The 22,589-nt window shown below is 69.0% G+C and carries 19 protein-coding genes; 7 read left to right on the top strand and 12 right to left on the bottom strand.

Features of this window, described 5'->3' with window-relative positions:
* The first annotated feature begins 34 nt into the window (after positions 1–34).
* Positions 35–739 (top strand): type VII secretion system-associated protein, encoded by a 705-nt coding sequence (locus tag AB0C66_RS14370; RefSeq protein ID WP_362437086.1) that lies wholly within the window; start codon positions 35–37, stop codon positions 737–739.
* Positions 740–975: 236 nt separating this feature from the next.
* A complete protein-coding gene (locus AB0C66_RS14365; RefSeq protein ID WP_362437084.1) occupies positions 976–2,163 on the top strand; it encodes an ROK family protein in 1,188 nt (395 codons plus the stop codon).
* A gap of 10 nt (positions 2,164–2,173) precedes the next feature.
* Here AB0C66_RS14365 and AB0C66_RS14360 read toward each other — a convergent pair whose 3' ends face one another.
* From AB0C66_RS14360 to AB0C66_RS14340, 5 genes are all read right to left on the bottom strand, one after another.
* Positions 2,174–4,132, bottom strand: coding sequence for a hypothetical protein (locus AB0C66_RS14360; RefSeq protein WP_362437082.1), 1,959 nt, complete (start codon positions 4,130–4,132; stop codon positions 2,174–2,176).
* Between the two features lie 36 nt (positions 4,133–4,168).
* Positions 4,169–5,635 (bottom strand): sulfatase, encoded by a 1,467-nt coding sequence (locus AB0C66_RS14355; RefSeq protein ID WP_362437080.1) that lies wholly within the window; start codon positions 5,633–5,635, stop codon positions 4,169–4,171.
* 362 nt (positions 5,636–5,997) lie between these two features.
* Entirely contained in the window at positions 5,998–6,663 is a 666-nt protein-coding gene (locus AB0C66_RS14350; RefSeq protein WP_362437078.1) for a hypothetical protein, read from the bottom strand.
* 108 nt (positions 6,664–6,771) lie between these two features.
* Positions 6,772–7,689: a TRIC cation channel family protein gene (locus AB0C66_RS14345; protein ID WP_362437076.1), complete on the bottom strand. Its 918-nt coding sequence runs from the start codon at positions 7,687–7,689 to the stop codon at positions 6,772–6,774.
* Positions 7,690–7,823: 134 nt separating this feature from the next.
* On the bottom strand, positions 7,824–8,231 hold the full coding sequence (locus tag AB0C66_RS14340; RefSeq protein WP_362437074.1) for a hypothetical protein: 408 nt from the start codon (positions 8,229–8,231) through the stop codon (positions 7,824–7,826).
* A gap of 109 nt (positions 8,232–8,340) precedes the next feature.
* On the opposite strand from AB0C66_RS14340, the gene AB0C66_RS14335 reads away from it, so the two are divergent.
* The 4 genes from AB0C66_RS14335 to AB0C66_RS14320 all read left to right on the top strand — a co-directional run bounded on the left by AB0C66_RS14335 (position 8,341) and on the right by AB0C66_RS14320 (position 11,544).
* Positions 8,341–8,595: a hypothetical protein gene (locus AB0C66_RS14335; RefSeq protein ID WP_362437072.1), complete on the top strand. Its 255-nt coding sequence runs from the start codon at positions 8,341–8,343 to the stop codon at positions 8,593–8,595.
* Between the two features lie 625 nt (positions 8,596–9,220).
* Positions 9,221–10,432 (top strand): RICIN domain-containing protein, encoded by a 1,212-nt coding sequence (locus AB0C66_RS14330; protein WP_362437070.1) that lies wholly within the window; start codon positions 9,221–9,223, stop codon positions 10,430–10,432.
* 20 nt (positions 10,433–10,452) lie between these two features.
* Positions 10,453–10,821: a hypothetical protein gene (locus tag AB0C66_RS14325; protein ID WP_362437068.1), complete on the top strand. Its 369-nt coding sequence runs from the start codon at positions 10,453–10,455 to the stop codon at positions 10,819–10,821.
* Positions 10,822–10,947: 126 nt separating this feature from the next.
* On the top strand, positions 10,948–11,544 hold the full coding sequence (locus AB0C66_RS14320) for a dihydrofolate reductase family protein (RefSeq protein WP_362437066.1): 597 nt from the start codon (positions 10,948–10,950) through the stop codon (positions 11,542–11,544).
* Here AB0C66_RS14320 and AB0C66_RS14315 read toward each other — a convergent pair.
* Positions 11,527–12,117 carry a helix-turn-helix domain-containing protein gene (locus AB0C66_RS14315; protein ID WP_362437064.1) on the bottom strand — a complete coding sequence of 197 codons (591 nt, stop codon included), beginning with the start codon at positions 12,115–12,117 and terminating at the stop codon, positions 11,527–11,529. The genes AB0C66_RS14320 and AB0C66_RS14315 overlap by 18 nt on opposite strands.
* A gap of 281 nt (positions 12,118–12,398) precedes the next feature.
* On the opposite strand from AB0C66_RS14315, the gene AB0C66_RS14310 reads away from it, so the two are divergent.
* A complete protein-coding gene (locus tag AB0C66_RS14310; protein WP_362437062.1) occupies positions 12,399–13,307 on the top strand; it encodes an NAD(P)H-binding protein in 909 nt (302 codons plus the stop codon).
* Here AB0C66_RS14310 and AB0C66_RS14305 read toward each other — a convergent pair.
* The 6 genes from AB0C66_RS14305 to AB0C66_RS14280 all read right to left on the bottom strand — a co-directional run bounded on the left by AB0C66_RS14305 (position 13,297) and on the right by AB0C66_RS14280 (position 22,401).
* Positions 13,297–16,071: an AAA family ATPase gene (locus AB0C66_RS14305; RefSeq protein ID WP_362437060.1), complete on the bottom strand. Its 2,775-nt coding sequence runs from the start codon at positions 16,069–16,071 to the stop codon at positions 13,297–13,299. The genes AB0C66_RS14310 and AB0C66_RS14305 overlap by 11 nt on opposite strands.
* Positions 16,072–16,479: 408 nt before the next feature.
* Positions 16,480–16,920 carry a PPOX class F420-dependent oxidoreductase gene (locus AB0C66_RS14300; RefSeq protein WP_362437058.1) on the bottom strand — a complete coding sequence of 147 codons (441 nt, stop codon included), beginning with the start codon at positions 16,918–16,920 and terminating at the stop codon, positions 16,480–16,482.
* A 193-nt stretch (positions 16,921–17,113) separates the two neighbouring features.
* Positions 17,114–17,878 carry a DUF2071 domain-containing protein gene (locus AB0C66_RS14295; RefSeq protein ID WP_362437056.1) on the bottom strand — a complete coding sequence of 255 codons (765 nt, stop codon included), beginning with the start codon at positions 17,876–17,878 and terminating at the stop codon, positions 17,114–17,116.
* Positions 17,879–17,910: 32 nt separating this feature from the next.
* A complete protein-coding gene (locus AB0C66_RS14290) occupies positions 17,911–19,788 on the bottom strand; it encodes a propionyl-CoA synthetase (protein ID WP_362437054.1) in 1,878 nt (625 codons plus the stop codon).
* Positions 19,789–20,136: 348 nt separating this feature from the next.
* Positions 20,137–21,132 carry an NADP-dependent oxidoreductase gene (locus tag AB0C66_RS14285; protein ID WP_362437052.1) on the bottom strand — a complete coding sequence of 332 codons (996 nt, stop codon included), beginning with the start codon at positions 21,130–21,132 and terminating at the stop codon, positions 20,137–20,139.
* A 99-nt stretch (positions 21,133–21,231) separates the two neighbouring features.
* On the bottom strand, positions 21,232–22,401 hold the full coding sequence (locus tag AB0C66_RS14280) for a serine hydrolase domain-containing protein (RefSeq protein ID WP_362437050.1): 1,170 nt from the start codon (positions 22,399–22,401) through the stop codon (positions 21,232–21,234).
* Between the last annotated feature and the right edge of the window lie 188 nt (positions 22,402–22,589).

The following is a 22,589-nucleotide window of genomic DNA, read 5'->3' as shown; positions in this document are numbered from 1 at the left end:
CCCCGCCACCCGCACACCAATGGAGTTGCCTCCTATGACGCGTTCATCCGGAACCCCGGACGACGGCCCCGGGAACACCGCCGGGGCGGAAGCCATCGACCGGCCCGCCGGTGAGGTCGCGGACACCTCAAGGACCCAGGGCGGCCCGTCCGCCGTACTGAAGGGTGAGCCCGGTTTCCGCGAGCCGCCCGAGGACTTCGTCGCGGCAGCCCAAGTGGCGCCCCGCCACTGGCTGTCGGTGATCGACCGGCACTGGGAGGGGGAAGCGGGCGAACCCCCGCCGTCGTGGGCGATTCTCGGGCGCTGGCGCAGCGACGAGCACGGGGAGATCGTCGAATGGGAGGAGAACACCGAGTACCGGCCCTCACCGGACGCGTACGGCTGGGCCGGGCCGGTCAGCCCCGCCGACGCCGCCGTACGCCTCGTCGCCACCGGCTACGGCTCACAGGAGCTGTTCGCCCTGGTCCTCGCGGACGCCGAGGTGGCCGTGTGCGTCGATGAGAGCGGAGAGCCGACAGTCACCGAGGCACCCGATGGCACCTCCGCCGTACCCGTCTTCTCCCCGGCACCCGATCTGGAGCAGAAGAAGCTGCCTCCGCACGAGGTGATGGTCGTGCCCGACCTCCTGGACCGGTTGCCTGAGGGGAAGGAGGTGCTGTTCCTCAGCTCCTCCGCTCCGGTGGGGCAGCTCATCACGGTCAGCGAGCTGCGGTCGGCCATGGCCGATCTGGAGCGTTAATGGCGCTCGGGCCGCGTCGAAGACCCGAGTGAGCAAGAACTGCCCCTCACACAGCAGTTTTTGACGGTCTTCTGTCCGCCGCCGTCTCGTACGTTCGCTTCCAAGCCGTGCACAGCCGTGCGCAAGCGGACGATACGAGAGCGCAGAGGAAACACATCATGGGGCAGGGGCGGTCAACCCATGGGGAAAGCAGGGACGGTGGTGCGCGCAACACACGCGCGGACCACGAGGAAACGGTGTTGGAGCTGTTGCGCCGACGCGGCCCGCTCACCCGTGGTGAGCTGGGGGCCATCAGCGGTCTGTCCCGCACCACGCTCTACGACGCCGTGGCGTCCCTGGTGACCAGCGGCGCCCTGACCGTTTCCGTACCACCGGCCGCCCGCCGCAAGCGGGGCCGCCCGGCGGAGAAGCTGAACCTCAATCCCGCGGCCGACCGGATGATCGGCATCGACTTCGCCCGGCAGGCGGTCCGGGTGGCCGCCTACGACGTCGCACTCGGGGTCGCCGGAACCGCAGGTGAACCGCACGGCCCGGACACACCCTGGGAACACCGCGTCGATATCGCATGGCGGCTGGTCACCGGCCTCACCGGGGGAACCCCGCGGCCGGGGGCGTTCAGCGCGGTCGGAGTGGGGCTGGCCGGGCCGATGGGTGGGGCGGCCGACAACCTCCGGAGGGTGCTCTCCACTCTGGTGCGCGAGCGGTTCGGGACACCGGCGTTCATGGACAACAACGCCCGGCTCGCCGCACTCGCCGAGTCCGTCTGGGGCGCGGCCACCGGCGAGCAGAATGTGCTCTACCTCCACCTGTCACACGGCGTGGGCGGCGGGCTCATCGTCAACGGCGCCCTGCACCGCGGCGCCCACGGCCTGTCAGGCGAACTGGGCCATATCGCGGTCGCACCCGAGGGCGCGCCCTGCCGCTGCGGCGGTACGGGATGCCTGGAGACGGTCGCCGGTATCGAAGGAATCCTCGACGCCTATCGAAGCGCCGGTGGCACGGCACGTGACCTGGCCGGACTCATCTCCGCGCTCAACACGGGCGACCGGACCGCCAAGGCCGTGCTCGACACGGCCGGAACCCGGATCGGCCGGGTCCTGGCCGCGACCTCCCATGTCGTCGGCCCCCGGGCCATCGTCATCGGAGGCGAACTCATCCGCACCGGACCCACCCTCATGGACGCCATCCGGCGGGCGTTCGACTCTCACACCATGCCCTGTCCCCGGAACAAGATCAGCCTGCGGACGGCGGGGCTGGGCGAATCGGCCGCGGCACTTGGCGCCGTCGCCCAGCTCCTTCCGCACACCCCGCCCCAGCCCCGCCATCTGCCCCGGCCCCGGCCGCTCCGTCTGCACAGCGGACCGGCGCCGCTGCCCACCCCCCAGCTCGGGTGGCAGGCCATGCAATGCGCCGGTACCCGCTGAGAACGGGGGATCAGCCGCCAGCCGCGAAGCGCAACAGGGTCACCGCATGCGCCTTGAAGGCCCAGTCCAACGTCTTGTCCTTCACCTTGGCCCGGGATTTCTCGATCTTGATGGCGTCCGGCCGCTCCTCGCTGTTGAAGTCGTGGTACGTCCTTCCGGCGACCACGGTCACCTCGACGGTTTCGGCAGGTGTGAAGTCATCCGCGGCGACGTGCGCCGTGATGTCCTTGTCCGGTGAGCGATTCACCACGAGGACGTTGAGGGCCCCGTCCCGGTCGATGGTCGCCGTCGTCACCAGTGCCTCGTAGGCGGCACCCAGCGGGGTCTTCCGCGTTGCCACGCCGACGTTGTCGTTCACCTTGCTGTCGACGACCTTGCCACCCCGCTGGAAGACGTCCTTGAGCTGCTCGCGCAGCACGGCTTCCGGCATACGCGCGAATTCCGGAGCACCTCCGAAAATGGTGCGCGAGGGCCCGGGCTTATGGCTGATCAGGTCATTGCTCGCCGTCCATGGCACACCGGCATTGCTGAATCGCGCCCACTGCGACGCGATGTAGAGGACATGCGACATCGCGTAGGGGTACTCGGGATAGCCGTCCGCGCTGCGTTCCTCGCCGAAGAAGAGCGCACCGCATTCGGAGACCGCCACATACGCGCTCTTCTTGCCGAACTTGCGCACCTCATCGATGAGGTCGGTGACCATCTTTCCGGCGGCCGCCTCTCCCAGCATCTGGTAGTCGTGGCCCGCCCGCTTGTCGGGGAAGCTGGTGACATGGAGGTCCCGCGAGAAGTTGGTGTAGGGGTGGATGGCCATGCCGTCGTAGTCATCGGCATGGCCGTGCTCCGCCATGAGCCGGGGGAAGCTCATTTTGCCGGTCACGAGCTTTCCGTCATCGATGGGTGCCCAGACGGCCAGTACGTCGATCGTGGGGTCGACGGCCTTCATCGCCCTGTAGTAGTCGACGAAACCGGCATGCGGCCCGGAGATATAGTCGGCGGTGATCTTCGCCCCCTTCGGGGGGACTTCGCCGTGCCGGCCGTCACCGAACCGAATCGTGCCGCTCTTCGGGTCGAAGGTGTAGACCTTGGCGTCCGCCTTCGCTGAGGACAGATCGCCGACCTCACGCCATGTGGCGCCGGCGACATGGATTGCCTGGCTCCTGGGCACCACGGGCGGGTACCACACGGTGAAGGACTGGCTCGGCCGGCCATTGCTGACCGACGCCGCGGGACTGTGATCAGTCGGTTGTCCGACGCGTTGACCTCGCTGCCGCTGCTTGCCACCGAACGCGTACTGCTTGATCGCCTTCTCGTCATTGGCGCTCATCCAGTAACGCTGGTGCTTCCCGAACAGTTCGTTACCGATCTCCCAGCAACGCACACCGTAAGGCTCGGGATGACCGTTCTCCGCCCGCACCTTCCCCCACTTGGTTCCTTGCGGGGCGTTCATATACGCCACCCAGTCCGCGATTTCCTGCGGGGTCGAATTCGCGAACGGCGCCATGATCTGCGGCGTACCGTCGATCTCCTTGATGACGGACATGTACTCGTCCGGGCCGTACCTGCTGTCCACCTGGTCCCCGTGCTGCGCCTCGACCTGGTGGGTGCGGCCCGATTGGGGCCCCACGGCCCCCTTCCAGTTGAACAAGTTGGACGAGGTTCCGCCCGGATACCGTACGAGGGTGATTCCGCTCTGCTTCATCTTCTTGACGGCATCCGGTACGGGGGCGTTGGCCTCTGGATCCCACAGTCCGTAGGCGTTGTTGTACCACTTGGCGCCGTTGACCCCGGTCATCAGCCGGCTCACCTCGCAGAGGGCATGCTGTGTGTTGACGGCGACGACAGGGCCGGTACCGTCCGGCCCGTTGCCCTCATCCGGGGAGTCGTCGGGGTCGCATCCCGCGAGGGTGACGCCGACCGAGAGGGCCGCCGCACCGTGCAGAAAGTCACGCCGATTGAATCCACTCATGTTTGCCTCCTGAGGAGTCGGTAGGGCCGCACGCCATCACTTCTGGACGCGGGCCGCGGCCTGGCAGCTCTCCGCGCCCTTGCAGTTCTTGAGCGCGCTGAGGGTCTTGTGCAGGGAAGCGCGCTGGTCGGCCGGAAGGGACGGGTCCAGGTTCTTCAGCTGGTACGGGTCGGCCTGGGTGTCGTAGTACTCCCGCTCCCCGTTGTCGTATTCGACGTAGAGGGCGTCCGCGGTCCTGATGGCCTCGTAGCTGGGCGGGTTGCCGGCGTCGTCCGGAGCCGCGTCCGGGTCGTTCTTCTTGGACCTCGCGTGGTGATGTTCGATGAGCACCGCATCGCGCCAGTCATCCACCCGCCGACCGTGCAGCAACCCGCTGAGGCTCCGTCCGTCGGCGGTCGACGACGGCTTCACTCCGGCGAGTTCCAGGAAGGTGGGGTTGAGGTCGATGTTCTCGGCCAGTTGGGAGACGGTCTCCCCGGCCGGTACATCGGGACCCGTGACCACCATCGGCACCCTGATGTCGGTGTCGTAGGGGGTCTGCTTGCCCGGGCGGAGCCGGTGCTCACCCATGTGGAAACCGTTGTCCGAACCGAACACCAGATAGGTGTTGTCCGCCAGGCCCTTCTCCTTGAGCCGGCTCTTCAGACGGCCGATCATCTCGTCCACCGCCTGCACGGAGCGCACCCGCTGACGGAACTTCCGGTCGATCTGCTTCTCGTCCTTGGCCGTCAGGGGCGTCAGGATCCGCTGCCACCTCGGCGGCGACTCGGAGGTCCTGCCGTAGGCGGGTGTGCGGGGAGCCTTGAGGGTGGGGAACTCGTCGGCGTGGCGCGGTGCCGGGGTGGCGGGGGCATGCGGAGCGAAGGTGGCCACCGTCAGCATGAACGGCTTGTCCGCTTTCACGGAGGAGTCGATGAAGGAGGTCGCCTTCTTCGAGAGCACATCCGTCAGATAGTCCTGCGGGTCGTCCCCGTAGGGCTTGACCTCGCCGTTCTCATTCAGTTCGTAGTCGAAGTTGCGATAGCCGTCACCGGCGACGTCCCACTCGTCCCAGCCGGGCGGGACGTGTTCGTCCTTCGGCCGGTAGCCGTTCAGATACTTCCCCATGAAACCGGTCCGGTAGCCTGCGTGTCGCAGGGCCGGTGCGAAGGCCTTGCCCTCGTTGTCGTTCTTCATAAAGGCGCCGTAGCCGCCGTCAACGCCATTGTTGGTGAAGACCCCGGTGTTGTGCGGGTGCTGGCCGGTGAAGATGGACGAGCGTGACGGGCAGCACAGTGAGTCGGTGGTGAAGAGATGGGGGAACGAGGTGCCGCTCTTCTCCATCTCCTTCACCTGCGGCATGTACTGCATAAGGTTCGACGAGAGATCGTCGGTGAGCACATAGACGATGTTGGGCTTGTCCCCATCCGGCGCGGTTCCGCCGGCCGACGCATCGCTTCCGCCGGTCTGAGCGGTGTCCGTCTTCCCCAGACACGAGGTCAGCAATGTGGCGATCACTGCCATACACAATCCGGCCGTGGCCGTACGGCGGGGTCGGATACCGAGCATGAGTATTCCTCCACGGAATCGGGTGTCGCCGGGAACGGTAGGACCGGACTTTGTGGGATTCTTGTGGCCCATCCCCGGACGCTCAGATTCCGTTCTGCCGACCACGGTTGACGGGGCGGCGTCAGTACGAGCCGAGCGTGCGAGCGACCGTGCCGGGGGACGCTGACCGGCACGGAATTTTTAACCAAGCACGCAAAAGAGAGTGCTCGCAAGACAAACCGGGTGGGAAGAATTCGTTCGGCGCCGGAAAAAATGAATGCGGCCGGGCTGATCAGGCCGGGCTGATCAGGCCGGGCCAGCTGGTGGGCGCGGGTGACTCATGGACGAGTGGAGTAGATGGTCCGTCCGTAGTGGACCTCGATGTGCACGGCCGTGCGGAAGGCGGTGGCATAGGACATCAGACGCAACACCCGGGCGTGCAGAGTGGGTCTGCTGAGGGGACGTTGGGCGGATCCCAGCAGCACCCGCAGCTCGTGGCAGCACCAGGGGCCGGACCCGCTCAACAGCAGCTTGAGGAGCAGTCTCTGTGAGTCGCGATATGGCGGGGAGAGGGGAGACAGGGAAACACCGTCTCGTGCTGCCGTGGCCACGGCCGTCCTCAGCCGGCGCCGGTCGGCGGCCAGTCGGGCAGCCAACTCCCTGGCCGGGAGGCCGCGGTCGAGGACATTACGAGCGTGGGCACCGAAGAGGGGCAGGGTGTCGGTGCCCGTGGGCACCAGGACGCTGACCGCTGCGATTCGGCTCAGCGCGCGCACACGGTGTTCCAGGTCCCCGGTCCACCGTGCGCTGGGGACGTCCAGGACCGCCATGGGATATCTGCTGCCCAGAAGGCGTTCATAGGCTTGGACCGAACCCCAGCGGTGCAGCTGTGCCGGGAAGGGGCGTGCGCTCCGCAGCTCGCCCAGCAAGGGCGCGGTGGCGGTGTGGTTCAGGGAGAGGACCGTCGGCACCCCGACCGGGGAGTGTGCGACGGAGTGTGCCATGTCGAGTAGTCCGGGGGAGAGGGACATGCGTTGACCAGCGCTTGGTTGAGGTGATCGAAGTGGAGGGGGCGACGGCGCTCTGCGCCCGTACGGGTGTCACCGTCACCGTCAGGTGGGGAAGTTGTCCCTGCCGTGGAGAGGTGCCGGGTCGTGGGCGGCAGGTGTGCGGTGCGTCGGTGTACGGCGGGGTGCGGAGCCCCTGACCATGGGGAGCCGCAGTTGCAGGGTGTGCTCGGAAGGGGGCATACGCAGCCGCTGCGTATGTTCGCGTCCCTGACCCCGCGCCAAGGTGTCGGGAAACCGCATCCGCAGGGTGTGCTCACGGTTCTGACTCGATGTCAGCGCGGGTTCGAACGCCGGTACCGCGGCCGGGGGTGGCGGAAATCCCGCCGCCCGCTGTGAACGCCACACGAGCGACCGCGGAGCCCGCCAGTGGAAGTGCAGTGCGAGCAGCCGGATGACAAACGCGGCGATGCCCACCCACACCGCCGTGGAAACCGTCAGCATCCGCACCCCGTACAGAGCCGCCACCCCACCGGCCCCCGCCACCGCGGGCAGTGCGTACAGGTCCTGGTCCCAGCGCAGAACCGGGGGAATCTCACGGGCGAGGACACTGCTGAAGGTGCCCCCGCCGATGGCGGTGGCGATACCCAGCGCCATGGACGGGAGCAGTCCGAACCCATGAGCCAGCCCCTTTATCGTTCCGGTGACGCTGAACAGACCGAGCGCCGCCGCGTCGAGGACCTCACACACCATCGGATGGCGTTGGGCGGTGAGACTGAAGAAGACGATGGCTGCCGCACCGACAGGAGCGAGTGCGTAGCCGAGGTCGGTGAACGCGATGGGAGTGACACCGAGCACGATGTCGCGGAAGAGTCCGCCGCCCACCCCCGTGACCTCGGCCAGGACCACTGTCCCGAAGATGCCGAAGTCCTTGCGGACGGCGAGAAGTCCCCCGCACAGAGCGAAGGCGAAAATACCGGCCAGGTCCAGCGGATAATGGATGACGGCCGTCATGTGATACATGGAGTTCTTCCCCGTGAGAAACCGCGGTTGTTGCACGGCGCCGGAATACATTGCGCCAGGTTGATCCGGTGCTTCCGTGACGTTTCGCTCATCCGGACCACCGGACCACACCGCGCACCGGATCCCCGACGCTGTCAGCCGCTGGAGATACGCAGATCGGTCACATACCAGCGACCGTCTATCTCGGTGGCCACGATCTTGAGGCTGAACTTGTCCTCCGTCACTCCGGTGGAGTGCGACAGCGTGATGGCCTTCAGCGTCTGACCGTCAACGGTCACCTGCTCCCCGTCGACCGTCGCCACCCCGCCCGACACCGGGGCCTTGGCGACCTCCACCACCGGGGGGTTCTTCGGCCGGGCGGGGGTGAACGAGGTGTGGAGGGAGTGGATCTGCTTCTTCGCCTCCTGCCCCTGCCGCGATCTATCTCCGCACAGCGCCGCGGAGTTGGGCTTCGCGGGCGCGGAGTCGGTGCCCGGTGACGCCATGACCGAGCACGCCTTCTTGGAGCGGTCCTGGACGATCGCGGTGACCCATTTGGCCACCGCTCCCTGCGCTGTGGACTGATCGCCGGAACCCCCCTTCGGGGGCGGAGCGCCCTTCGAGGGCGGTGTGCTCTCGGGAGCCGACTGCTGCGCGGAGGAGGAGCCGCCTGTGCCCTTCGCCTTTGTGGAGCCGCTCGCCTTCGTGGAGCTGCCCGAACACGCCGTGACCGCCGGAGCCGTCGCCACCAAACATATGCCGACGATCCAGTGGACGGCGGTCCACTTCGGGTTTCCGATTCTCATGACGCTCATGCCTCTCGATAGTGCTTCGTCGGCACATATCTCAGGAGGGCGTATCGCGGTCTTTCTTCCAGCCGGATATGCGCAGGATATGCAGCCGATCGCGCTCACTGTAGCCTCTTGACAGCCCGCGTTATGTCCCGGGACATATTCATCCGGGACCAGAGTTATTTTTTCCGGACTCATATGTCTTGTACGCACCGCGGTGTCACGCGCACATTTGATGAGGCGTCCGCTGTCGATGATGTCGGGTCAGGCGTCGGCCGGGGAGAGCCGTTGTACCGGCGAGGTGGCGGCCAGGTGGCGGCCACTCCTTCGAGCCCGGCCACCGCTGAGCGGTCGTGTGGACACTCGGCACACGGCGGGCCCATGGTCCCCAGGGCACCACGGCCGCATCGTCGTCCCGATCCCTGTCAACACCACCCCAGCGCCATGGATCTCGTATCCCTGGCCGGGAGGAGAAGTGCATGTCCGATCAGCACCAGGCCGGTGGTTCCACGACGTCGAGCGGTCTGTCGGCCGCGGGGTCGGGGTCGGATGAGCCGGACTCGACCTCGGTGCGCGGTGACCCGCCCGCCGTCGGCGAAACGTCGGCCGTCGGCAGTACGTCGGCCGCTGGCAGTGCGTCGGCTGGCAGTACGTCGGCCGCGCCCGACTCATCCTCCCGCCCGTCCACCGGATCACGGCGCACTCGGACGACCACCGGCGGGCGAGGGGAAGACGGGTCGGCGGACGGTGCGGCACGGGCCATGCGCCGCAGGACGGCCACGAGTGGCGGACCGTCCACCGTCGCCACCATGGAGCCGGACGGCGGGGCCCGTACCGGCGGCCGGAGGACGGAGGCACCGGAAGCACATGGCGGGCGCGACGACGAATCCGAGGCCGGGGAGGCACCGGCGACCGGCCAGCGGTCCCACGGCGGTATCCGCGCCTGGGCCTCCCGTATCGGCCTGAGCGCCAGCACCGCCGCGTCCGCTGAGAGCAGGCCCGAGGAGGGGGCAGCGGCGGCCGCCACCGCCGCTGCCCCGGGCCGTGGTCCCCGGGACGGGGACGCCGGTTCCCCCGGCCATCCCAAGAAGCCGATGCTCGCCGGGGCCGCCATGGCGGGGGCCATCCTCATCGCCGTGCCCCTGCTTGTCATGGCGACCAGCCAGGACGACGACAAGAGCAAGAAGGTGGCCTCCTCCGCCGACACCGTTCTGGGCGACGACGGCTCGAAGGAGGGCGAGTTCGTGGCCGAATCCCCCGCCGCCAAGGAAAGGACGAAGGACGGCAAGAAGGGGTCCGCGCCCCCGTCGGAGGGGGCCGGGGACTCGAACCCGGCGGGGTCCGGCCCATCGGCGGGGGAAGCGGGGCACCAGGAAGGCGGGAAGATCGAGGGGGAGATGGACGACGGGGAGGGGAAGCAAGGAACGGGGGAGGGGAAGCCAGGAACAGGTGGAGGGAAGACCGGCGCGGGGAGCGGGACAGACTCCCATGCGCTCCCCGCGGTGCTGAGTCGGACGCTGATCAAGAACAGCGCCAACAAGACCTGCGTCGACATCCCCGGATACGGCAAGGGCGCCAACGGCGGCCGGATCATCCAGGCGAAATGCAACAACCGCAGCCACGACAACCAACTGTGGACCGCGCGGAAGAAGTCCCGGGGCGGCGGTCCCGGTGGCGCAGCGCTGTTCGTCATCCGTAACGTCAAGGCCGGGAAGTGCCTGGACCTGCCCGGCAGCGGGGCCGCGAAGAAGGGCGAGAAGGTCAAGGAGGCCCCGTGCCAGGACACCACCGCTGACAACCAGCTGTGGTGGCTGGACAAGAAGCACGACGGCCGCTTCTGGATCCGCAACGCCGCCAGCCACCACATGTGCCTGGACTCCTACGCGGCCAAGAGCAAGACCCGCGATCTGCTCATCTCGCCGTGCGCACCGGAGAAGCGCAACAATCACGAGTGGATATTCACCCGCGGATGAGATGCGGTCACGGCTGATGCGTGAGTGGCCCCGGCGAGCTCCGCCGGGGTCACCCGCTGTCGGGACCACGCGGGGCCGACTTCCAGCTCGGGGCGCGCGAGGCGGACTGGATCCGGATCGCACCGGTCACACCACCGCCGCCACTCCCCTTCGACGTCGACGCTCTGGACCCCGACGGCCCGAGGTTCAAGACCGTCGTCGGGCCGTTGCCCGACCCCGAAGCCGCGAACACCCCGGCCTGGCGACATACCGATCTGCCCGCGCTCAATGGCCACGGGAACGCACGCTCGGTGGCGCGCATCCTCAAGGCTCTGGCGCTGGGCGGCCCGGTCGACGGTGTCCGGCTGCTCTCGCCCGACACCATTGCGATCCACGATCGCCTGAACTGACACCCTCGCCACGTTGCCCGGGGCGTCCTTCCGCCTTGGCCGATGAGTTTCTGTCGGTCGAGCGGTCTGTCGTGGGTGTGGGCCGTGGGCCCACACCCGTGAAGACCATGAAGGAGGAGACGCGCTATGGGCAAGGTCATCGTGATCGAGCACCTGACGCTCGATGGTGTGATGCAGGCTCCGGGACACCCCGAGGAAGACCCGCGCGATGGTTTCCGGCACGGCGGCTGGGCGAACCGGAACCAGGATCCGGCCATGCAGCAGGTCATGGGTCGGCACATGTCGAGCACCTGGTCGCTGCTGACCGGCCGGACGACGTACGAGCGCTTCGCCGACTACTGGCCCAAGCAGCCACCGAACCCGTTCACCGACGCTCTGAACCGCGTCCAGAAGTACGTGGCGTCGACCACCCTGACGGAGCCGCTGACCTGGCAGAACTCCACGCTGCTCAAGGGCGACGCCGCGGATGCGGTGAGCGGCTTGAAAGAGGAACTGCCGGAGAATCTGGTGGTGTTCGGCAGCGGTGTGCTGGTCCGGTCGCTGCTGGAGCGAAACCTCGTCGACACGTTCGTGCTTCTGATCCACCCGCTGGTGCTCGGCTCCGGCCGTCGGCTGTTCCCGGACTCCGGCTCCGACCTGTCGGCCTTCGAACTGGTCGACTCCGTGACGACCGGCACCGGAGTGATCATCGCGACGTATCAGCCGTCAGCGCGGTTGGCGTAGCCCCGCGATAAGGAGCGTGACCAGCCGGCGTGCGTCGTAGCGGGGGTCGCTCTCGGCGCCTACGCAGAGGTTTCCGACACCGCGCATGAGCTGGTAGGCGCTGAGGTCGGAGCGGATCTCACCGGCGGCGGAAGCGGCGTCGAGGAGCTCGGTGCACACCGGCAGCAGGCGGTCGAGGAAGTACGCGTGCAGCGTTTCGAAACCGGTGCTGTCGGCCTGCATCGCGGCGGCCAGACCGTGCTTGGTGACCAGGAAGTCGACGAAGAGCTCGACCCACCGCTCGAGCGCGGCGTGCGGTGTCGGGCTGGTCGCCAGCAGGGCCGGGCCCGCCTCGGCGCAGGCGTCGACCTGGTGGCGGTAGACGGCGATGATGAGATCCGCCCGGGTGGGGAAGTGGCGGTAGATCGTGCCCATCCCGACGCCCGCCTTGGCCGCGATGTCGCGTACCGGCGCTTCCACGCCGGAGGCGACGAAGACCGCGGCGGCCGCGTCCAGCAAGGTCTGCTGATTGCGCCGGGCGTCCTTGCGCTTGGACCCGGCTGCGCCTCCCGCGCCCTGGCCGCTCTCGTTCACCGCGGCACTCCTTCCCTGGCCGACCCCGCACAGCGGAACAGTGCTCCGTATCGTTAACGGAGCGAGGTTCCGTTTCATCCCATGATGGCAGACCGGGGCCCGGTGAAGGAAGCCGCAGTGCGACGGAAGCCATCCGGGCGGTGTGGATGCCACCGGACCACGTCGGACAGGTGATCTCATGGGTGCGGCGCGGTGCGCGGCGCCCTCGGTTCCGCCGCCACGTCGAGCACCTGTGATCGAGGAACGAACCTCCACTCAGCAACTCACGAGGAGAGCGACCGTTGGTTGCCAGCAATCTTGTTCTCATCGCCAACGCCGGTGACGTCGGCCGCACGGTACTCGACCAGTTGAGTGAGTGGGACGTGCCGGTGCGCGTGATGGTCCGCCACGACGGTGAGCGGGCGGCCGAGTTGCGCGCGCTCGGCGCGGAGGTCGTCATCGGAGATCTGACCCACCCCGAAAGTGTCGCGGCCGCGCTGGAGGGTGTCGGGCGGATGTACTTCGCGATGCCCGTATCGCCGGACCATCTGCTGGCGGCGACGGTGGTGGCCAGCGTGGCGCGCGAGCGGGGCGAGCTGGACGGCCTGGTGGGCATGTCCCAGATGACGGTGTCGCAGATGACCGCCACCAGCACCACGGAGTCGCATCAGCAGCGGCTGCACTGGCTGGCGGAGCAGGTACTGAACTGGTCGGGTCTGCCCGTGGTCCACATCCGGCCGACGGCATTCCTGGACAATCCGCTGTTCACCACGCTGGCGGCGCGGTCGATCCGCGACAACGGCACGATCGCCCTGCCGTTCGGCACCGGACGCACCTCGCCGGTCGCCGTGGACGACGTGGCCAGGGTCGTCGCCACCGTACTCCGCGACCCGGCTCCGCACATCGGGCACGTCTACGAGCTGACCGGGCCACGCACGGTGGACATGACCGAGCTGGCCGAGGAGTTCTCCCGCGCGCTGGGGCGGCCGGTCTCCTATGTCGATGTGCCGCTGGACCGGTGGCGGGCCGAGGTGCTCGCCACGGCGGGGCTGCCGCCGCATACCGAAGAGCACATCGCCACCATGGCCCGGCTGCACCGTGAGGACCGCTACAACCGCACATCGGACGACGTCGAACGTGTCACGGGGGTACCCGCTCGGACGATCGAGGCGTTCGTGGCCGCCCGCAGGGACTTCTACCTCACGGGGTGACCTGCTGGACCAGGTTCCGGAGCTGGCGCCGCCCGGAGAGGGCGAGCTTCTGATAGACGTGGCTGAGGTGGTACTCGACCGTCTTGCTGCTGATGAACAGCTTCGCTGCGATCTCCCGATTGGTGAGCCCGCGGCCGACCAGTAGGGAGATATCGCGTTCGCGGTCGGTCAGCCCGGAGAGGGAAATCCCGTCCTCGTGGTGGCGGGCGGAGGACCCGTCCGCGAAGTCGTCGCGCAAGCGCATCAGGAACGGCTGGGCTCCCAGAGCCGCGAAGAGGTCACGGGCCTGGGTGAAGTACGCGGTTGCCCGCTGACGCTCCCCGGCCCGGGCCAGCAACCGACCGTGGCTGTGCGCGAGAATCGCCCGGTGCAGCGGCGGATCGTCGGCGGAGGCAGGGAGGTCGAGGCCCTCTTCGAAGGTGTCACGGGCTCGTTTGGCCTCTCCACGCGCCTGCGACAGCTGACCCGAGAGCCATGCCACGGCGATGCGCAGCGAGGGAGCCTCCTCGCCCAGCGCCGCGAGAGAGGCCACGGCCGGGGCGGCTCTGGCCAGGTCACCGTTGGCGATCAGCGCCTCGGCGTACAGCGGGCGCCACCATGTCTGGAAGGCCAGCGGCCCCGCGTCGGGGCGGGCCCGCAGGACGGTCCGCAGTGCGGCCAGCATGGTGGGGTGGTCGCCCCGGGCCTGTGCCAGTACGGCGTTTCCGACGGCGGCGAGGGGCACCCCGTAGTCCGGCGCGATGGCCTTGGACCACTGATACGACTGCTGGACCAGTTCCCGGGCTCGCTGCCACTGTCCGCGGCCCGCGGGCACCCATGACGCGATGGAATAGGCGTAGGAGAACGCCCACGGCTTGTCCTCGGCATCGGCGATGGCCAGCGCGTGGTCGGCACTGATCGCGGCCTCGTCCCACAGGCCCAGGAAGTACTGCGCGGCGGCGAGGTTGGCGTAGGTGAACTCCGAGGTCACGGCGCAGCCCTTGGCGCGGGCCGTGTCCAGGGCCGCGGTGAGCTCGTGCTGCGCGTCGGCCACATCTCCGGCCCACATCTGGAGCATTCCGCGGTAGGCGCGCTGGATGGCCTGGTCCGCGGCGGAGCGCGGACTCCCGGGCGGGGCCACGGTGTTGTACTCGTACAGGGCCGCGCGTGCGCCGTCGGCGTAGCTGCGGGCCAGCCCCAGGCTGCCGGCCGCCCACGGCGCGAGTTGTGGTTCGAGATGGTCGATGGCCAGCACATCCCGAAGCAGTGGCACGGCTTTCGCACCATGGCCATCGACCACGTGCTTGATCCCGAGCCAGGTGCCGGCCATGGCCGGTACGAACTCTGTCGCGGGTTCGGCGGGATGGGCCTCCAGTGCCTCGCTGAGCAGCTCCGCGGCGTCAGGAGCCCCGCGGGGTGTTCCATAGCCGCCCAGCACCAGACTGCGCAGCGGGCCCGGTTCGGCGGCTTCGACCTTCGCCAACAATGGCTCGACACGCGTGTACTGCTGAGCCCACAGCAGACGCGCGGCCGCGGTGAGCAGCAACCGTTCCTGCTCCCTCCGGTCCTCCGCCACCTCCGATGCCCACAGCAGCAGGGTGGCGGCCCTGTCGCCCTCCCCGGTGGAGTCGTATTCGCCGGCGGCCCGCTCGAGCTCATGAGCGAGCTGGGCGTCCGTCCCCTGTGTGGCCGCGACCCTGTGCGACCAGGACGCGGCACGATCGACGAGGGTGGCGGCGGCCGTGTGCAGTGCCCGCAGCCGCCCGGGCGACGTGGCGTTCATGATGGCTTCACGCTGGAGCCTGTGGGCGATCGCCACCGGGGTGGACGGCTGGTCGGGCCACCAGCGCACGATGCCCTGCGTCAGCAAGGGCTCGAGCGCCGCGTCGGACTCCGTGACGGAGGCGACGCGGGCAGCGGTGGTCAGTGGCACCGGGCCGCCCAGTACGGCGATCCCCTCGACCAGGTTTCGCGCCGGTCCGGGCAGACACTCCAACTGCCGTCGCAGGGCCTGCACCAGCGAAGTCGGAACCGGCAGGGCGTGCCGTCCCTGTGCCACGCCCTCCATCGACACCTCCGCGAGCAGCGTCCGGAGATACAGGGCGTGGCCGTCGGTGTGGTTCCGGAGCCGCTCGGCTGTTCCGCTGTCGACGGGACGGCCGTACACCAGCCTGGCCAGCTCCGCCACTTCGCTGACACCGAGCCCGGTCAGATTGAGCTCACAGCTATGTGGCATGCGTGCGATGAGGCGATGCAGATCGAGCCCTCCGGCCTGGCCGGGCTCCGTGCTGCTGCGGGCGAGCAGCACGGTGAGGACCGCATCGGCCTCCAGGCGGCGCAGTACGAACCCCAGAACCTGGGCCGAGGGCCGATCGGCCCATGGCACATCATCGACGATCATCAGCACCGGTCCGCCACTCTGTAGCTCACCGAGCAGTCCCAGCAGTTCGGCACCCACCTGAAACGGCTCCGACGCCGCCGGGATCATCCCCGCGAGCAGCGGAAACCGGTCGAGGAGGACGGCTGGTACCCGGGACGTCAGCTGCGCGATCACGCCGAACGCCAGATCCTCCTCGGAGGTGTCACACGTGGCGCGGAGCACCGGGAAGCTCTCCGGTGCGAGCCCTGCCAGCCAGCGGCGGACGAGCGCGGTCTTCCCGATACCCGCCGCGCCCTGAATGAGCACGCTGGACGCCTTGCCGGACCGTGCTTCGCGCAGAGACTGGTCCATACGTTCCAGCTCAGGGACGCGCCCTACGAACGGGGTGGCGCTGGTGGCAGCCATCACGGCACGCATCGCCGGTTGCGAGGACGGTATGCGGGACATGCGGGACGCGCGGTGTCACCGACCGTGACCAGCAGCCTCATCATGGATCACCACCTGGCGAGCCCAGCGCGGCGAAGCCGGGCGTCAGCACTTCTGGGACCCTGTGGCGTCAAGGCGAAAACTCCCTCATCGTGCAATGGCGTCATCGTCCCCGAGGCCGCCCGACGCTCCCGGACACCGAGTCCTGTACTCGCCCTGTCGCAGACAGCGACCGGATCGTCAGTCGACGCCATTTTCCAGCCGAGCGACGCCATTTTCAAGCCGGGCATTTTACCCTACGCCTCGGCTCTCCTTCTGCCCACCGCCTGGCCCGAGGCCCGGGGGCTGGGGCCTGCTGGCCCGGCAGCAGGACCCCGGTATCGCGTGTTACGCCTCCGGCAGCACTCCGGGCCGGAACTTCTCCACACCGACCACACGGTGGACGTGGTGCGGCTCGATGTAGACCGCCACCCTCACCTCACCGGGAATCAGCCAGGGGAAGGTCTCCGCGCCGAGGTACTTCTGCGCGAGCCGGTCCATGACACGTTCGGCAGGCTCTCCCGAGACGAAGCGGACGGCGTGGCCCCGGATCTCCACCCGGTGATAGGGGTTCTCGGTGTCCATGCAGCACAGCGATACCCGGGGGTCACGCCGCAGGTTCTCCTCCTTGACCCGGCCGACCGAGGTGTTGATCACTATCAGGTCGTCCTCCAGACCGGCCCACATCGGAGTCAGCTGGGGCGAACCGTCCTGGTTCAGGGTGGCCAGCTGCCAGAACCTGGCTTCCTGAAGCCACGTGCGTGTGATCTCGTCCAGGGTGGCCGCCATGCGGTAGCTCCTCGCTCGAAGGGTCGGTGGCGCACACCGGATCATCCGATGCCGCACCGGTGCGTCGTCGCGCCGTGTGCAACGGAGGCTATCTTGATGATCATGTCGGAGTGAGAAGCGGGGCCAGGGTCGAAAGGCGGCGACTACCGGGCAGACGTGGGCCGTTGCCCGTGCCCCGCCAGGCGGCCGGCCGTCAGGGAGTCGGGATCCCGCCGGGCCGTGTGCGGCGGCCGAAGCGCACGGGCACCCCCGGGGAGTACAGCACACTCACCGGCGCCCCGGTGGGGGCCGCCAGTCCCCCCGCCCGTATCAAGTCCTCGTCGCACTCGAGCAGTTCGGCGCGGTGCAGGGGCCAGCGCGGATGGGTGTTCGGCAAGTACATGGATCGTGCGAAGAAGGCGTTGTGCATGCCCCAGCGCGCCGTCAGGAAGTGCTCGAGCTCGCTCGGCTCGGCCACCGGCTCCCCGACGCGTATCGCGATCCGGCTGCGCGCCCCGCGAGGCCCCGGCCAGCGTCGCGTGCTGGTGTACGTGAGGGTGTCGCCGTCGCGCTCGATGGCCATCCGGGACCACAGATAGGGCAGCCGGAAGGCCGCGCGGGCCACCGCCACCGGGATCAGCCGGGAGGCGTCGAGCGAGCGGAAGACCACACCACGACGGCCGTGCTCGTCGACCGAGTACAGCCGGACGTTGGTCTCCGGGAAGGTGCCCAGATAGGGGATGCCGGGCAGCCGGAACCAGCCCACCCGGTGCATCCGGAAGGCCACGAGCCCGACGTAGGTGACCCCGTTCAGCGTGTCGGGAACCGTCCCGGCCGGAAGGACCCGCGCCACCTCGTCCGGATCGGCGGCCCAGTGGAGGAACGCGAGATCGAGCCAGGACTGTGTGAGCAGCGGGCGAGTGGTTTCGCCGGGCGGGTCCGGGGTGATGGCTTCCGGCGCACGAGGAGTGAGTGTCACGGGGGCGGTGTCCAAGTCGTCGTAGCGGTCGCTCACTCGGGGCGCAGCACGGGCCGCAGCGTGTCCAGGACCGACGGGTCCTCGATGGTCGACGGCACCGGTTCGTCGCGCCCATCGGCGATCCCGCGCATCGTCTTGCGCAGGATCTTTCCCGACCGGGTCTTGGGCAGCGCGTCCACCACCGAGACCGCGCGGAACGCGGCGACCGGGCCGATCTCCCGGCGTACCGCCGCGATCAGCTCCTGGTGGAGGTCTTCGTGACTGATGTCGACGCCTGCCTTGAGCACCACGAAGCCCCGGGGAAGCTGACCCTTGAGCGTGTCGTGCACCCCGATCACCGCACACTCGGCGACCGCCGGATGCGCCGCGAGCACCGCTTCCATCGCACCGGTCGACAAGCGGTGTCCCGCGACGTTGATGACGTCGTCGGTGCGGCCCATGACGAACAGATAGCCCTCCGCGTCGCGGTAACCGGAATCACCGGTCAGGTAGTAGCCGTCGTACTGGGACAGATACGCCTCGACGAATCGCCGGTCGTCACCCCAGAGCGTGGGCAGCGCGCCGGGAGGCAGCGGGAGCCGGAGCGCGATCACACCTTCCTGACCCGCGGGCAGTTCGGTGCCGGCCTGGTCGAGGACGCGCACGTCCCAGCCGGGCACCGGAACCGTCGCCGACCCGGGCTTGACCGGCATCGGCTCCAGCCCGTGGAGGTTCGCCGCGATCGCCCAGCCGGTCTCGGTCTGCCACCAGTGGTCGACCACCGGTGTACCGAGCTTCCGGTGCGCCCAGTGGTACGTCTCCGGGTCGAGCCGCTCCCCGGCCAGGAAGAGCGTGCGGAACGCCGACAGGTCGTACTTCTTCAACTCGGCCGCCTCCGGGTCGACCCTCTTGATCGCCCGCAGTGCCGTGGGAGCCGTGAACAGCGCCTTCACCCCGTGATCGCTGATCACACGCCAGAACGCACCGGCGTCGGGGGTACCGACCGGCTTGCCCTCGTAGAGCACGGTGGTCGCACCGATCAGCAGTGGCGCGTAGACGATGTAGGAGTGGCCGACCACCCAGCCGACGTCGGACGCGGTCCACCACACATCGCCAGGACCGATGTCATAGATCGCGGCCATCGACCAGGACAGCGCCACCGCATGGCCGCCGTTGTCGCGGACGACGCCCTTCGGCTTGCCGGTGGTACCGGAGGTGTACAGCACATACAGCGGGTCGGTCGCCGCCACCGGCACCGGATCGACCGGCTCGGCGTCGGCGATCAGCTCCGCCCAGTCCACATACCTTTCGCCCAGCTCGGCCCGCGCCATATCGCGCTGGAGGACGACGACCCTGTCCGGCTGGTGGGTGGCCAGACCGAGCGCCGCCTCGACGATGGGCGTGTACTCCACGATCCGCGTCGGCTCGACCCCGCAGGACGCCGCGACGATCACGACGGGTTCGGCGTCGTCGATACGGGCGGCCAGCTCCTTGGGGGCGAAGCCGCCGAACACCACCGAGTGCACCGCGCCGATCCTGGCGCAGGCCAGCATGGCGACGACGGCCTCGGGCACCATCGGCATATAGACGATGACCCGGTCGCCCTTGGCGACACCCAGCGAGCGCAAGCCCCCGGCGAAGCGCGCCACCTCGTCACGGAGCTCGGCGTAGCTGAAGCGCCGGACCGCACCGGTCACCGGGGAGTCGTAGATCAGCGCCGTCTGGTCGCCGCGGCCGGCCTCGACATGCCGGTCCAGCGCGTTGTACGAGGTGTTGAGCTCACCGTCGGGGAACCAACGGTGGAGCGGTGCGTGGGAGTCGTCCAGAGCCCGGGTCGGTGGCCGGTTCCAGTCGATCGCGGCGGCTGCGTCCAGCCAGAAACCCTCGGGATCCTCGAGGCTGCGGTGGTACGTCTCGTCGTACGCGCCCATCAGCCCTCCTCACGTCGCTCGGCCCGGAAAACAGTGATCAGTCTGGACCATTGACCCGGAGGCGGCCAGCCCCGCCGGTGTGGTGTACATCGCTGGAACGTCACGGTGCGCCGCGCCGTCCGCCCGTCGTGTGACCGGGCTCGTCGCCGTGCGAAGCCGCGGCGGACCGGCCGCCGGGTGGTGGATACGGCGCTCGGCGGGGCTGAAGACCGGCCCTCTCCCACGGAGAGCCCGACGGGCCCGCCTGCCCGTCCGGATCGAACACTCACCGACCACACGAGCAGGCAGCGCACCACCGCCGGTGGCCCGCACGGCGGTGCGGAGAAAACCGCCTCATCCCCTGATGTCTCAGCCGATCGCGACCACGAGCTTTCCACGGACATGCCCGCCGGCCAGGGCGTCGTAGGCTCGGCCGAGTTCGCCGAGTGCGAACGTCTCGCTGACGACGGGGCGGATCGTGCCCTCGTCGACGAGCGCGGCGATCCGCGCCAGTTGGCGTCCGTCGGGGCGCGTCAGCGGCCCGTGGTAGGCGACGCCGCCTGCCGCGGCCTGGCGTCGTGCGGCCGCCGTGCCGCGGGCGGCCAGCCGTGCGAGCGGACCTGGCACACCTGCCTCCCGGTAGGCCCGGGCGTCCGTGCTGCGGACGAGGCCGATGTAGCTGCCTCCCCGGCGGACACTCGCGATCGAGCGGGTGATCAGCTCACCGCCGACTCCGTCGTAGACGACGTCGTACGGACCGCGGTCCTCGAAGCGCTCCACGTGGTAGTCGATCACCTCATCGACCCCCAGCTGACGCAGGAAGTCATGGTTGTCGGGGCCTGCCGTGCCGATGACTTCGGCACCGAGGTGATGAGCGAGCTGCACGGCGAACGTTCCGACGCCGCCCGCAGCGGCCTGCACCAGCAGCCGCTGGCCACGCTTGAGCCCCGCACGCTCGGTCAGCGCTTGGCACGTCGTCAGCGCGACCGTGGGAAGGCCGGCGGCCTCCGGATGGCTGAGCGATACGGGCTTGGCCGCCGCGAGGTCGGCCGGTATGGCGACCAGTTCGGCGTACGCTCCCATGGTGCGGGTGGGGAGCCGGGCGTAGACCTCATCGCCTTCGCTGAAGCGCCCGCCGACGGGGGCCGCGCGTACGACCCCTGAGATGTCGAACCCCATGATCTGAGGGAACGACAGCCGCATCGCCCGCTTGTACTGCCCGTCGCGGATGGGGATCTCCACTGGATTGACGCCCGCCGCGTGCACCTCGACGAGCAGTTCGTCGTCGCGGCGTACCGGGTCGGGCAGTTGGCCGCTGGCGATGACTTCGTTGCCGCCGTAGGAACTGATGTAGGTGGCGCGCATGGGGAACGTTCTCCTTTGACGTTGCTATCAGGTGACGTTGCTTTCGGGTCGGGGGTGTCAGGCGTCGGCTGCGTCGCCTCGCCCGCGCCGGGCCCGGTCTCAGGACGCGGTGGTGGCGCCGCCCTCGCCGAGCGACGCGTAGACCGCGCGGAGGTAGGTCTCGGCGCGGTCGGATCCGATGATCCCGGGCGACATCTTGTTCATCGTGTAGCTGATGGTCATGCGGCGGTCGAGGTCGGCGATGATCATTGACCCGCCCCAGCCACCCCAGTAGCAGACCCTGCCCTGAGGGACATAGGGGACGGTCTCCGTTTCGGGCAGCGCGAAGCCGATGCCGAAGCGCAGGGGGACGCCGAGTACCAGGTCGACGCCGTTGCTCTGCTCGTCGAAGATCACGTCGATCGTCTCGGGGGAGAGGAGCCGGACACCGTCCGCGGTGCCGCCGAGCGCCAGCACACGCAGCAGCCGCGCGACCGATCGCGCGTTGCCGTGGCCGTTGAGCGCGCCCAGCTCCGCCGCCCGCCAGGCCGCGGTGTTGGCGTTGTTCGGGTCGCCCGCCGGGCCGACGAACGTCTTGAACATCGGGCTGTCGGGGTCGAGCGCGGTCAGGTCGATCGACAGCGGCGGCGGCGCGACCACCGGCGCGATCCGGTGGGTGTCGGCCTCCGTGGCGCCGATCCGGAAGTCGGCCCGCAACGGACCGGCCAGCTCCCGCGCCACGAACTCCGTCAGCGAACGGCCGCTGACCCGCCGCACCAGTTCGCCGACGAGATGGCCCTGGTTCTGTGCGTGGTAGCCGGACGCCGTGCCCGGCTCCCACCACGGCGCCTGCGCGGCCAGCGCCGCCGTCGCGGTCGCCACGTCGTACATCTGCTCCACGGTGAACGGCGCCTCCCAGCCGGACACCCCGGACGTGTGCGAGAGCAGATGCCGGACCTCGATCGCCTCCTTGCCGTTGGCCGCGAACTCCGGCCAGTACCGCGCGACCGGCGCGTAGGGGTCCAGCAGCCCACGGTCGACCAGTACCAGCGCCGCGAGCGCGGTCACGGTCTTGGTCGTCGACCACACATTGACGATCGTGTCGCTGCTCCACGGCAGCCGCTGCTCGGCGTCGCGCCAGCCGCCCCAGACGTCGACGACGGTCTCGCCGTCGAGGTCTACGACGATCGACGCGCCGAGCTCCTCGCCGCTTTCGAACTGCTCGGCCAGGGCGTCGCGCACCGGCGTGAAGCGGGCGTCCCAGTGGCCCGTGATCTCAGCGGTGATCATGAAGTCTCCTCCTGTGAGGTAGGGGTTCCGGCGCGCCGCGGCACCGCATCGCTCGGCTGACTCTGTGTTTCCAAGTTATCGTGGCGCGGACGCTTCCACGGTGACTTGGAAATGTCAAGGCAGCCCTCTGAGGCCCTCTGAGTGGAGTCCCACCCCGGTTGTCAGGGGGAGTGCGAGGGATCACGGGC

Source organism: Streptomyces sp. NPDC048636 (genome assembly GCF_040650655.1).
Taxonomy (GTDB): Bacteria; Actinomycetota; Actinomycetes; order Streptomycetales; family Streptomycetaceae; genus Streptomyces.
Note: the sequence above shows the minus strand (reverse complement) of the source record. Positions and strands in the feature narration are given on the sequence as shown.